The 12,640-nt window shown below is 65.9% G+C and carries 13 protein-coding genes and 1 pseudogene; 9 read left to right on the top strand and 5 right to left on the bottom strand.

What is annotated here, in order from left to right:
* Positions 1–108: 108 nt before the first annotated feature.
* Together IPM80_17130 and IPM80_17135 are read left to right on the top strand one after the other, a co-directional pair.
* Positions 109–1,266, top strand: a complete 1,158-nt coding sequence (locus IPM80_17130) for a (Fe-S)-binding protein (GenBank protein MBK8960082.1) — start codon at positions 109–111, stop codon at positions 1,264–1,266.
* Positions 1,263–2,663, top strand: coding sequence for an FAD-binding oxidoreductase (locus tag IPM80_17135; protein MBK8960083.1), 1,401 nt, complete (start codon positions 1,263–1,265; stop codon positions 2,661–2,663). Before IPM80_17130 ends, IPM80_17135 begins: the two co-directional genes overlap by 4 nt.
* Before the next feature lie 49 nt (positions 2,664–2,712).
* Here the strand turns inward: IPM80_17135 and IPM80_17140 are convergent, their stop codons facing one another.
* The 5 genes from IPM80_17140 to flgA all read right to left on the bottom strand — a co-directional run bounded on the left by IPM80_17140 (position 2,713) and on the right by flgA (position 6,868).
* Positions 2,713–4,317 (bottom strand): long-chain fatty acid--CoA ligase, encoded by a 1,605-nt coding sequence (locus IPM80_17140; protein MBK8960084.1) that lies wholly within the window; start codon positions 4,315–4,317, stop codon positions 2,713–2,715.
* Positions 4,318–4,523: 206 nt separating this feature from the next.
* Entirely contained in the window at positions 4,524–5,276 is a 753-nt protein-coding gene (locus tag IPM80_17145) for a flagellar brake protein (protein ID MBK8960085.1), read from the bottom strand.
* A gap of 21 nt (positions 5,277–5,297) precedes the next feature.
* Complete coding sequence (gene flgN, locus IPM80_17150) at positions 5,298–5,711, bottom strand: flagellar export chaperone FlgN (GenBank protein MBK8960086.1); 414 nt, start codon at positions 5,709–5,711, stop codon at positions 5,298–5,300.
* 5 nt (positions 5,712–5,716) lie between these two features.
* The gene (flgM, locus tag IPM80_17155) at positions 5,717–6,034 is read right to left on the bottom strand and encodes a flagellar biosynthesis anti-sigma factor FlgM (protein MBK8960087.1); all 318 of its coding nucleotides are present in this window, start codon (positions 6,032–6,034) and stop codon (positions 5,717–5,719) included.
* 135 nt (positions 6,035–6,169) lie between these two features.
* Complete coding sequence (flgA, locus tag IPM80_17160) at positions 6,170–6,868, bottom strand: flagellar basal body P-ring formation protein FlgA (protein MBK8960088.1); 699 nt, start codon at positions 6,866–6,868, stop codon at positions 6,170–6,172.
* Positions 6,869–7,041: 173 nt separating this feature from the next.
* Here flgA and IPM80_17165 point away from each other — a divergent pair, with 173 nt between their 5' ends.
* The 7 genes and pseudogenes from IPM80_17165 (at position 7,042) to flgG (ending at position 12,629) form a co-directional block, all read left to right on the top strand.
* Positions 7,042–7,959, top strand: coding sequence for a chemotaxis protein CheV (locus tag IPM80_17165; GenBank protein MBK8960089.1), 918 nt, complete (start codon positions 7,042–7,044; stop codon positions 7,957–7,959).
* 308 nt (positions 7,960–8,267) lie between these two features.
* Positions 8,268–8,653: pseudogene (gene flgB / locus IPM80_17170) on the top strand (flagellar basal body rod protein FlgB).
* 2 nt (positions 8,654–8,655) lie between these two features.
* On the top strand, positions 8,656–9,075 hold the full coding sequence (gene flgC, locus IPM80_17175) for a flagellar basal body rod protein FlgC (protein MBK8960090.1): 420 nt from the start codon (positions 8,656–8,658) through the stop codon (positions 9,073–9,075).
* 18 nt (positions 9,076–9,093) lie between these two features.
* On the top strand, positions 9,094–9,774 hold the full coding sequence (locus IPM80_17180; protein ID MBK8960091.1) for a flagellar hook assembly protein FlgD: 681 nt from the start codon (positions 9,094–9,096) through the stop codon (positions 9,772–9,774).
* A gap of 27 nt (positions 9,775–9,801) precedes the next feature.
* Positions 9,802–11,025 (top strand): flagellar hook protein FlgE, encoded by a 1,224-nt coding sequence (gene flgE, locus IPM80_17185; protein ID MBK8960092.1) that lies wholly within the window; start codon positions 9,802–9,804, stop codon positions 11,023–11,025.
* Positions 11,026–11,059: 34 nt separating this feature from the next.
* A complete protein-coding gene (gene flgF / locus IPM80_17190; protein MBK8960093.1) occupies positions 11,060–11,803 on the top strand; it encodes a flagellar basal-body rod protein FlgF in 744 nt (247 codons plus the stop codon).
* Between the two features lie 40 nt (positions 11,804–11,843).
* Positions 11,844–12,629, top strand: a complete 786-nt coding sequence (gene flgG / locus IPM80_17195) for a flagellar basal-body rod protein FlgG (GenBank protein MBK8960094.1) — start codon at positions 11,844–11,846, stop codon at positions 12,627–12,629.
* Positions 12,630–12,640 lie beyond the last annotated feature (11 nt).

Consider the following 12,640-nt stretch of genomic DNA (forward strand, 5'->3'; position numbering starts at 1 on the left):
CATTTCGGATCGGCGGCCGTCGGTCGCGGCGCACGGCCATCGCCGTGGCTGACGATGGCGTACACTCGCGGCATCGTCACGCGCGGCGTCGCGCACCGGGAGGGGGCCTTGAGCAAGACCATTGCGCAGCTGTCGGAAGACTTCGTATCGCGCTTCGAGCGCGACCTCTACCACTGTTCGAGCTGCAACTACTGCGTGGATGCGGTGTGGCCGGAACGCGGCATGCTCGCGGTGTGCGCGACCATGGAACAGCACAGCCGTGCGCCGGGCTACTCGGGGCGCGGCTACATCGAAGCGGCGCGCGCCATACTCGAAGGCCAAGAACTCGACGCCGCCAGCCTTGCCGAGCGGGTCTTTACCTGCACCAGCTGCGGCAACTGCGAAACGGCCTGCCCGCTGGGTCTGCGCCCCGCGCACATCGGTCGCGCCCTGCGCGAAGAACTGCTGGCGGTCGATGCCTTACCGCCGGCCCTGACCCGCGCGCGCGACCGTTTCGTGGCCCATGGCAACCCCTACGGCCTGCCGCGCGCGCAGCGCGGTGCGTGGTTGTCGGACCAACCCGTCAACGAGGCGGGCGCGGTGAATTTTTTCGCCGGCTGCGCGTCGGCCCTGCCGAGTGGCGATGAAGCGCGCGCCAGCCATGCCTTGCTGAGCGCGGCCGGCGTCGCCCCTAAGGTGGTGAGCGACGGATGCTGCGGCGCGCCGCTCGACGAACTCGGCCTGCGCCGCGAGGGTGAGGCGCTGGCGCGCGCCGCCGCGGCGCGGCTGGGCAGCGGCGCCACGATCGTCGCCGGCTGCGAATGCGCGCTGCAACTTGGCGGCGCCGGCATCGACAGCCGCAGCGTCGCGCGCTGGCTGTGCGACGCGGTCGCGCGCGGCGAACTCGGTTTGCAGTGGCGCGCGGATGTCGAACGGCCGCGTGCGGTGCAGCTGATCGAATCGTGTCAGCTCAAACGCGAGGGCCGCGACGGCGAGGAAGCCGCCGTCGCCGCCTTGCTCACGGCACTCGGCGTCGAGCTGGCGAACGCGGACTTTCCCAACCGGCACGCCACCTGCTGTGGCGCGGCTGGCGCCATGCCCGCCATGGCGCCGGCTTCGGCGGCGGCCATGGCGCGCGCGCGGCTGCCGGCGGCGGGCCTGGCCGTGAGTCTCGACGCACGCTGCGCCAATCATCTGCGCGCCTGTGGCGGCGACACACAGGAAGTGTTGGGCATCGCAAGCTTCATGCAACGCTACTTCCATATCGAAGCGAGGCCGACCGCATGAGCGCATCGCCGTCCATGGACTCGCTGGCCGCCGCGCTGGATGGCGTGCGGCAGTATGCCGATGCCATCGACCTGCTCAACTACCGGCGCGACTGCTCGATGGTCCCGGCCGGGCAGGCCCAGCTCGCGGTGCAGCCGGCGACCGTCGAAGACATCGTCGTCATCGTGCGCGCCGCCGCCGCCCATGGCACGCCGATGTACGTGCGCGGCGGCGGCACCATGTATGCCGGCGGCGTCAATCCCCATGCCGGTGGTCTCGTCATCGACGTGTCGCGCATGACACGCGTGCTCGACCTCGATCTCGCGCGCGGCGTGGTGGTGGTGGAGCCGGGCATCCGCTTTGCCGATCTCGGCGCGCAGCTCGCGGTGCACGGCCAGACCGTCGGCATCGTGCCGTCCACCGGTCCGGCCGCGACCGTCGGCGGCGCCTTGTCGGCGCACGCGCTCGGTACCGGGTCGGCGCGTCACCAGAGCATGGGCGATTGCGTGGCCGGTCTCGAAGTGGTGCTGGCCGACGGCACGCGACTGCGTACCGGCAGCGCGGCGTGTCGCGACGCGGGCTTTTTTCAACGCTATTGCATGGGGCCGGATCTCACCGGCCTGTTCATCGGCGCCGATGCCACGCTCGGCGTGGTGACCGCGATCGCGTTGTGGCTGTATCCGCTGCCGGCGGCGCGTGCGACCTTCTGCATAGGCTTCGACCAGCCGGCCGCCGCCGGTCGCTTCCTGGTCGACGTGCAGGCGCGGGAGCTCACACGCCTGGTGTGGTACGCGGCCGGCTACGAGGCCGGCACGGTGCGCGCGCGGGTACTGGCCGCCGAACCGGCCTTCGAGGTGGCGCGCCTGCCGGGTTATTGCATCGGTTTCGACATCGGAGGCGAAGGCCAAGACATCGAACGTGACCAGGCGCGCCTGCTGGCGCTGGCCGCGCGCCACGGCGGCGCGGAGTTCCAGGCCTTCGATGCGGCCTATTTCCACAAGCTGCGCCTGGAAGAGAACTACTGGTATTCCTTCGCGGGATATTTCTCGCGTTCGCGCTGCGCCATTCTCATGACCTCGCTGCCCTGCGATCGGCTGGCCGACCTGTGTGCGGCGGTCGATGCGCTGCGCGCGCGCTGGCCGGCCTTCGTGTGGGGCGCGGCGACGGTGGTGTGCCGACGCGGACTGCATGGCGGCGTGATGGCGTTCTACGACGAACGCAGCGAGTGGCCGGCCATCGAGCAGGCGATCGCCGACGCCACCCGCGTGCTGCGCGAAGCGGGCTGCGTGCCCTACAAGAGCGGCAAGCTGTGGGCCGAAGAGGTCAAGGCGAGTGGCGCCTATTTCGAGGTGCTGCAGCGCGTGAAAGGCGCGCTCGATCCCGCCGGCCTGCTGTCGCCCGGCAATCTCGGTCTTTGAGCCCGCGCTTGAACGCCTCGCGAGACGAGGCGTTCAAGCGCGACACGCTTCATTTCATCAGTTCGTCGAGCTTTTCGCGCAGCAGCCGCTTGTTGAACTTGCCGACGCCGGTCTTCGGGATCTCGTCGAGATAGACCAGGCGATCGGGCAGCCACCACTTGGCGAAGCCTGCGTTCAACAGATGCTGGCGCAAGGCGTCTTCGCTCGGCCGCTCGCTGCCACGCGCGACGATGAAGGCGATGGGGCGTTCCAGCCACTTGTCGTGCGGCATGCCCACCACGGTCGCTTCGCGCAGCGCGCCGTGGGCCATCAACGAATTCTCGAGATCGACCGAGGAAATCCACTCGCCGCCGCTTTTGATCAGATCCTTGGCCCTGTCGACCAGTTTCATCACGCCGTCCTGGTTGACCGAAGCGATGTCGCCGCTCTTCCACCAGCCGTCGATGAAGCTCTCGGCGCTGCGCGGCTCATTGATGTAGCTGGTCGCGATCCACGGCCCGCGCACGTAGACCTCGCCGATGGCCTTGTCGTCCCACGGCACGGCGTTGCCGTCGTCGTCCAGAACCTTGCGTTCCACCGCCGGCGCGGGAATGCCCTGGCGCACGCGGATCGCTATCTTGTCGTCGACCGACAGGTCTTCCTGATCACCGCGGATGTAGGTGAGGGTGGCAAGCGGCGCGCATTCGGTCGAGCCCCAGGCCGTCAAGATCGGCACGCCGTGCTTCTCTTGGTAATACTTCATGACCGCGGCCGGCGTCGCCGAGCCGCCCAGCAGCAAGCCGCGCAGGCTGGAGATATCTCGTGGTTCGCTCTGCAACAGGTTCATCATGTCGATGCCGACCGTCACCGCGCCATGGGCGAAGGTCACGCGCTGGCTGGCGATGAGATCGAGGTTGTCGGCGGCATGCGGGCGTTCGCCCGGAAATACGAACTTCGCGCCGACCCACACGCCGGCAAACGGTACGCCCCAGGAATTGACGTGGAACATCGGTGCGATCGGCATCAGCACGTCTTTTTCCGACATGGCCATGCCGTCGACATGGCTCAACATCATCGAGTGCAGGGTCAGGCCGCGATGCGAATAGACCACGCCCTTGGGGTTGCCGGTGGTGGCGGAGGTGAAGCAGATCGAGGCCGGCGCGTCTTCGTCGATGTCGGCGAAGCGCGCCTCGGGGTCGCCGCGTTCCAGCAGCTGCTCGTAGTTGATGAGATTCGGAATGCTGGAAGGCGGCGTGTGATCGGACAGGATCACGTAGCTGGTGACGGTCTTCAGCAGCGGCACCAGCTGTTCGACGGTGGCGAGCAGGTCGGGCGAGAAGAACACCGCCTTGTCCTCGGCGTGATTCATGGTGTAGGCGATGTGTTCATCGGACAGGCGCAGGTTGGCGGTGTGCAGCACCGAGCCGGCGCAGGGAATGCCGAAATAGAGTTCGAGGTGATGATGGGTGTTCCAGGCCAGCGTGGCGGCCTTGTCACCGGGTGCCACGCCCAGCGTCTGCAAGGCGCTCGACAGGCGTCGCACGCGTTGGCAGAAGTCGGCATAGGTGTAGCGAAACAGGCTGCCGTCGCTGTTGCGCGAGACGATTTCCTTGCGCGGGAAGTACTGCTCGGGGCGTTCGACGACGCGCACGAGGTTCAAATTGTAACTGGCCATGGGATGTCCTGATTGCGGTGTGTGTCGCCGGCCCACCGCGGGGCGGCGCCGGGCAGCGCCACCATAGAAAAATTATCAGGCTATTGCCAGCGGGGGTGTCAGGAGGACGCGGCCGTCGCGCGATGCGTTGTAGGTGCGAATTCATTCGCACATTCGAACCAGCTCCGCGACGCCGTGCCCGCGTCAGTGTGCGAGTGAATTCGCACCTACACGCCGCGCCGCCGCAGGCGCGCGAGTTCGGCCACGCAGTGCTGCAGTTGCCGTTCACCATCCACGTCGAGTTCGATGAAGCAGGCGCCGACGCGCGGTGCGCTGCGTGCGCGGGACGGCAGGATATGGCGTACATCGACCGCGGCGTGCAGGGTGCCGTGGCCGGGCAGATCGATTTCACAGGCGGTCGGTCGACCGCCGTCGTGGCGGATGGTGGCGATGTCGCCCGACAGCAGGCGCGCGCTGAAGCCGCCCGGCGAGAGGTCGCGGATCTCGCCGCGTACCCAGCCGCCGCCGCGGGTTTCGAAACGCACCGGCACGCCGCGGTTCAAGGGTACCGTGAAGCGCAGTTCGCGACGCCGCTGCGGATACTCGATTTCGTCCGGGTAGCGAACCTTGTAGTAGGGCAGGCCATGCTGGCTGCCGCGCGCGAGGATGCGGCTGGTGAATTTCACTTCCATGCCCTGCACGCGGGTGCGCAGCCTGAGGCCGGGCAGGCGCGTCGCGAGGGCGTCGCCGCTGGCGGGTGTCAGCGCATCGATGACCAGGTAGCCCTTGTCGGGCAGCAGTTCGATGACCGCGCTCTGGTAGGCGGACGGATCGCCATCCAGGCGTACGTCGATCAGGCAGTGGGTTTCAAAGATTTTCTTCAGCAGCAGGTGGCGCGCTTCGCGCGGGTCGACCACTTCGACCATGCCATCGGCCATCAGCACGCGGTCGCGTGCGGCGTCGTCCTCGCGCAGTTCCATGCCAGCCGGCTTGCGGACTTGTCAGGCGAGTCCGACCGGACGCCCGCCGGGGCTGCGGTGCAAGCGTCCGCTGGCGTCGTAGGTGGCCTGGGTGCGCGTTCCGCCGCGCAGGGTCTCGAGCAGACGCCCGGCCATGTTGCGATTCAGTTCGATGGCGCCGCCGTTGACGCGGTTGGCCTGAGCGCAGGCGCGCGCCTGGCGCTCCAGCTTGCCGAGCGTCTGGCGGTCGAGTTTGCCGCCCGCCCGGCAATATTTGCCGGTCGCGGTCTCCAGCGCGGACACCAGTTCGAGCTTGCGCGCGGCGGCGGCCTCCAGGCCTTCGCTGTCGCGCTGGCGCAGGGCTTTCAGCTCCGTCGCCAGCACTTCGGACAGTTCGTCGAGCAGGGCGCCCAATTCGTCGCGCAGTCCTTCCAGGGCTGACGGCGAGGTGCTCATGCGTGTCAGCCTGCCTGGCCGCTACGACCCAGCTGGGTCTCGAACGCCGTCAGCTTGTCGGCAATCTTGGCGTCGTCGATGCGGTAATCACCGCTCTCGATGGCGGATTTGAGTTCGGCCACGCGGACCTTGTCGACCTCCGGCAACTGCGCCACGGAATCCGTGAGGTGCTGCAAGCGGGCGGCAAGATCGGTCAGTGTGACCACGTCGGAGGACTTAGGCGTCTCAGTCGCAGCGACCGTGGACGGGCCACCGACTTTACGCAAGCCAGCGTCAACCGCAGCCACGTTCTGCGCTCCGGTTCCTTTGATTTCAGCAACCATGTGTTCTTTATCCCCTAGATGGACGGTCCATTTAGCGGCGCTTGCGCCGCGTTCCTTTAGCCTTGACTGGCCATTTGCGATCTCGGTCGCATAAATAATTCAGTCATGTTTTCGCGAGCTTGGCGCGCATGGCGGTTACAGTACCGCACCCACCTGAACGACCACCATCCCGTCGGCGTTGACCACGCCTTCGACCACCCGTTTGGAGTTCAGGTTGCGCACCGATACGCGGTCGCCGATCGCGCCATCCTTCAAGGCCTGACCTTTGACCCGCACGTTGATGGTGGCGCCGCCGCTGGCAATGATGACTTGGTCACCGCGTTTGACCAGGCGCGGCAACATCACGTTGCCGTCGCCCAGTACCTGGTCCGGCGCGATGGCGCGGGCCGCGACACGGCCGACCGCGGCCGCCGCGTCGTTCAAGTAATCGGGTCGCGCGCCGTTGACCCGGCGACGCGCGAGCCTCACGTCATCGGCGCCGATGACCGCGCCGCGCGCCAGTCCGCGCGTGGCGACCACCACCTCGGCGAAGCGCGCGATATCGACCGGTACGTACAAGGACCACGGCTTGTCGCCCTCGCAACGTACCTCGACCGCGTTCGGCCCGCCGGCGCGCGGCTCGCGGCTGAATCGCATCTTGAGCGCGTTGCCGCAGGCGGCGAGGCGCAGGCGCGGATCGAGCCGGCCGAGCGTGATTTCACTGTCGGCGTCATTACCTGAGCCGGCGGCGACGAAACCCTTGACCGCGGCCTCGATGGCGGCGAGGGACTGGATGTCGGCGGCCTGGGCAGCGGTGGCCAGCATCAACAGCACGATGGGCAGCAGTTTGTTCATGGGCGGTGGCGGTTCCCTGCGGGGCTTGGCCCCGATCCGATTCAATTGGTCTGCCGAAAAATATGCAAGCGCCGTGCCGCACCGCGCGCTCGTTGCGAATTCACGCCCCTACTAAAGAGTGCCGGGGCCACGCCGATACCCGCCATATCTTTCAGTGCGCGCGAGGATGCGACATGTCTAGTGTGATGGAGGGCGTGGACCGCCTGACACGTATCGCGGGTCAGAATCGCGTCGAACTGCTGCTGTTTCAACTCGGGCCGGCCCAGACCTTCGGCATCAACGTCTTCAAGGTGCGCGAGGTACTGAAATGCCCGCAGCTGCGGCGCGTGCCGCAGTCCAATCGGCACGTGTGCGGCGTCATGCATACGCGCGGCCGCACGGTGACCGTGATCGATCTGGCCTCGGTGCTGGGCATGCCGCCCCTGGCCGGGCGCGAAGACGAATTCGTCGTCATCACCGAATACAACGGCCGTGTGCAGGGCTACCTGGTGGCCAAGGTCGAGCGCATCGTCAACTTGCGCTGGGACGAGATCAATCCGCCGCCGCGCGGCATCGGCGAGACCAACTACCTGACCGCGGTGGTGACGGTCGACAGCCGCCTGATCGAAATCCTCGACGTCGAGCGGGTGTTGGCCGAAATCGTCGGCGTGGACGACACCGTGTCGGCCAACCTGTGTGAAGAGAACACCTCCGCCGGTCGCCCGCACCACGTGTTCGTGGCCGACGACTCGATGGTCGCGCGCAAGCAGATCACCAAGGTCCTGGACCAGATCGGCTTTACCTATGATGTCGCGGAAAATGGCCGCGAGGCCTGGGACATGCTGAAGGCCGCCGCCGCTGAACAGCCGATATTGAGCAAGTACGGGATGGTCATCTCCGACATCGAAATGCCGGAAATGGATGGCTATACGCTGACCAAGGCGATCAAGTCCGACAGCGAGTTGAAGTCGCTCTACGTGTGCCTGCACACCTCGCTGTCGGGCAGCTTCAACCAGTCCATGGCCGAGAGCGTGGGCGCCGACCGCCTGGTGCCGAAGTTCGTCGCCGACGACCTGGCCATGGTGGTGCGCGAGGTCGTGCTAGGCGAGTGAGCCAGCCCATCAACGCCTCTTCGGCCCCCCTGCAGGTCCGAATTCATTCGGACATTCGCGGCGGGGCGTTAGCGCCTCGCGCCCCATTTCAATGTCCGATTGAATTCGGATCCACGGAACATCGATTCCCCCGGCAATCCGCTCCCCCTCCCTCTCCCTGATTGCCGCCACACCCGGCAGAGCGTTGCCGCTTCAATCGCTACCGCTACCGGCAATGCCCTGAAAAACCGCGTCAGGGCGCGGTTTGTCACTCTTGGCACACTCTTCGCATTCTTGTTCGCAGCGAAACCGTGACAAGAGCGAACAGCATGTCCAACTCCATCAACGTCTTCGGCATCCACACCCAGGCCCTGGCCCTGCGTGCGCGTCGTGCCGAAGTGTTGGCGACCAACCTCGCCAACGCCGACACCCCGGCTACCAGGCGCGCGACCTCGACTTCGCCGCGGTGCTGGCCGGCGAGGGCGGCGAGGGCGCGATGCTGACCACCGACCTGCGCCACCTGGGCGGCGTCGACGCGGATTTCAGCCATGCACTGCGCTATCGCGACCCGCTGCAGGCCTCGCTCGATCAGAACACCGTCGACGTGCAGGCCGAACGCGCGGCCTTCACCGACAACGCGATGCGTTACCAGGCCAGCCTCACGTTCCTGAACGGGCGCATCCGCGGCCTGTTGTCGGCGCTGCGCGGAGAATAAGCATGTCGCTGTTCAACATCTTCAACATCGCCGGCACCGCGCTCAACGCGCAGAGCCTGCGCCTGAACACCACCGCCAGCAACATGGCCAACGCCAACAGCGCCTCCAGCAGCAGCGGCAAGACCTACCGCGCGCGCGAGCCGGTGTTCGAACCGATGCTGGCCGATGCGCTGGATCCCAACGGCGCGGCCGCGGCCGGCGTCAAGGTCAGCGGCATCGTCGAGAGCCAGGCGCCGCTGCGTCATGAATACCAGCCGGGCAGCCCGCTGGCCGACGCCGACGGTTACGTCTTCCTGCCCAACGTCAACGTGGTCGAGGAAATGGCCAACATGATTTCCGCATCCCGCAGCTACCAGACCAACGTCGAGGTGATGGAAGCCTCGAAGCGCATGCTGCAACAGACCCTGGCCCTCGGCCAGTAAGGCGAGAGAGTACACACCATGGACAAGTCCACCACCATCCAGCCTTCGGTGCTTGATCAGTACACGACCAAGAACACCGACAACGTTGGCGCCAAGAAGACCGAACTCGATCAGCAGGCGTTCCTGAACCTGATGGTCACGCAGCTCAAGAACCAGGACCCGACCAAGCCGATGGAGAGCGCCGAGTTCCTGAGTCAGATCGCGCAGTTCGGCACCGTCAACGGCATTTCCGGTTTGCAGAAGTCGTTGACGACCATGGCCACCGCGCTGTCGTCCAGCCAGGCCCTGCAGGCTTCGACCATGGTCGGGCGCGACGTCATCATTCCGCGCGACAACTTCAGCCTCAAGGCCGGCAGCAAGGCGCCGGTGTCGGCGGTGCTGCCGAGCAACGCGTCCAACGTCAATATCAGCATTTCCGACAGCAGCGGTCAGCAGGTTTTCCACACCAGCCTCGGCGCCAGGAGCGCCGGCAACCTGCACTACGACTGGAACGGTCTGCGCGACAACGGTCAAGCCGCCGCCAGCGGCGAGTACACGGTCAAGATCAGCGCCGTCATCGATAACGTTTCAACCGCGCTGACGCCCGCCGTCACCGCGCGCGTCGACAGCGTCACGCTCGGTCGCAACGGTCTGCCGCCGACGCTCAACGTCGACGGTTACGGCGCGGTCGATATGGCCGACGTCCTCGAAATCCAATAGCCCACACAGCAACACTCGGAGCCCAACATGGCTTTCAATCAGGCAATCAGCGGCTTAAAGGCCGCGGAAAACGAACTCAACGTGATCGGCAACAACGTGTCGAACTCGGCCACCACCGGCTTCAAGAAGTCGCGTGTCGAATTCCAGGACGTGTTCGCGGTGTCCAACGTCGGTGGTTCGGGCAGCAACGTCGGTCGCGGTGTCGATACCGCGCGTGTCGCCCAGCAGTTCGAACAGGGCAACATCAATTTCACCGACAACGCGCTGGACCTTGCGGTCAGCGGCCAGGGCTTTTTCCAGCTCAACAACAACGGTGAGAAGCTCTATACCCGCGACGGCTCGTTCAGCCTCGACAAGGACGGCTTCATCGTCAACTCCAAGGGCCATCAACTGATGGCGTTCGGCGCGGACGCGGTCGGCAACATCAACGGTGCGCTTTCGCCCTTGCAGCTGTCGCAGGCCAACAACCCGCCCAAGGCCAGCACCTCGGTGACCTTCGGCGCCAACTTCGATGCCAATGCCAGCGCGCCGACCACGCCGACTTTCGACCCGCTGGATTCGACCAGCTACAACGAGACCACCGCGCTCAACGTGTTCGATTCGATGGGCGGCTCGCACCTGCAGCAGATGTACTTCGTGCGCGACACCGCGGCGGTCACGCCCAATACCTGGCAGATGCATACCTATGTCGACGGTGTGAAGGTCGGCGGCCCGGATGCCATCGTGTTCGACACCGCGGGTTTGTTGCAGACGCCGGCCAACGGCCAGATCCCGATCCCGGCGTTCACGCCGGGGCCAGGCGTGAACCCCATGAATGTCACCACCACGCTCAGCGGCTCGACCATGTTCGGCGCGCCGTTCGGCGTCAACAAGCTCACCCAGGACGGCTATACCACCGGCCGCCTGGCCGGCGTCGACATCGATCAGCAGGGCGTCATCCTGGCGCGCTTCACCAACGGCCAGTCGTCGGTGCAGGGCCAGGTGTCACTCGCCAACTTCCCCAACCCGCAGGGCCTGCGTCCGTCCGGTGGCAACGCCTGGGCGGAGTCCTTCGCCGCCGGCGTGGTGCTGGAAGGCAAGCCGGGCACCGCGAGCCTGGGTCTCATCCAGGGCGGCGCGCTGGAGGAATCGAACGTCGACCTTTCTTCGGAACTGGTGGCGCTGATCGTCGCGCAGCGGAACTTCCAGGCCAACACCGAAGTGATCAAGACCGCGGACGCGGTGACCCAGTCGGTCATCAACATCCGTTAAACGTTAGCGCCAGCGCACTACCGAGGCACGCACCATGGACCGCATGATTTATCTCGCAATGTCTGCCGCACAGCAGATGATGAACGGTCAGGCGCTGGCTTCGCACAACCTGGCCAACGCCAACACCGTCGGCTTCAAGGCCGACTTCGAAGCGGCGCGTGCCATGCCGGTGTACGGCAACGGCATGCCGACCCGCGCCTACGCGATGCTCGAGCGGCCCGGCACCAGTTTTGCGCCGGGCTCGATTGAAACCACCGGCAACGATCTCGACATCGCGGTCAACGGCGATGGTTTCATCGCCGTGCAGGCGCCCGATGGCAGCGAAGCCTATACGCGCGCCGGCGACCTGCAGTTGAACGTCAACGGTCAGCTCCTGACCGGCGCCGGCCGTCCGGTGCTGGGCAACGGTGGCCCGATAGCCCTGCCGCAGTCCGAGACCATCACCATCGGCGTCGACGGTACGATTTCGATTCGTCCGGTCGGCCAGGAAGCGAGCACGCTCGCGCAGGTCGACCGCATCAAGCTCGTCAACCCGGACGTCAAGCAGCTGCGCAAGGGCGCCGATGGCCTGTTCCGCCTGGCCGACCAGAGCAATGCACCGCCGGACGCCGCGGTGCGCATCACGCGCGGCGCGCTGGAGCGCAGCAACGTCAACAGCGTGAACGAGATGGTGCAGCTCATCACCAACTCGCGTCAGTACGACATGGCCATCAAGGCCATGAGCACCGCGCAGCAGATCGATACCGCCGGCGCCAAGCTGTTATCGCTCGGCAATTGATTCGTCACTCAACGCAACAACATTGCGGAAGTTTTAGACCATGGCATCAGCACTGAACATCGCCCAGACCGGCCTCGACGCACAGCAGACGCGGCTGTCGATCATCTCGAACAACCTGGCCAACGTCGCCACCACCGGCTACAAGAAGACCCGTCCGAACTTCGAGGATCTTCTTTACGAGACCATCTCGCAGCCCGGCGCGTCGTCGTCGCAGAGCACCGAATTGCCGTCCGGCCTCATGCTCGGCACCGGTGTGCGCACGGTCTCGACCGCCAAGATTTTCACCCAGGGCACCCTGTCCCAGACCGAGAACGCGCTCGACGTCGCGATCCAGGGCCGCGGTTTCCTGCAGGTGCTGCTGCCCGACGGCTCCACCGCCTATACCCGTGACGGTGGCCTGTCGATGAATTCGCAGGGCCAGATCGTGACCTCGTCCGGTTACCAGGTGGACCCGGCCATCACCATTCCGGCCTCGACCCTGTCGGTGACCATCGCGCCCGATGGCACGGTGTCGGCGCTCACCGCCGGCAATACCGCGCCCACCCAGATCGGCAACATCCAGCTCGCGGACTTCATCAATCCGCAGGGCCTGCAGCCGATTGGTCAGAACCTGTTCAAGGAATCGGTCTCCAGCGGCAACCCGCAGACCAGCACGCCGGGCTTGAACGGTCTCGGCACCTTGATCCAGGGCTCGACCGAAGGTTCGAACGTGAACCCGGTGGAAGAGCTGGTCGACATGATCGAGACCCAGCGTTCCTACGAAATGAATTCCAAGGCCATCCAGACCGTCGACGAGATGCTGCAGTTCGTCACCCAGCAACTGTAAGCCGACGCAAG

It is taken from the genome of Pseudomonadota bacterium, assembly GCA_016719885.1.
Taxonomy (GTDB): Bacteria; Pseudomonadota; Gammaproteobacteria.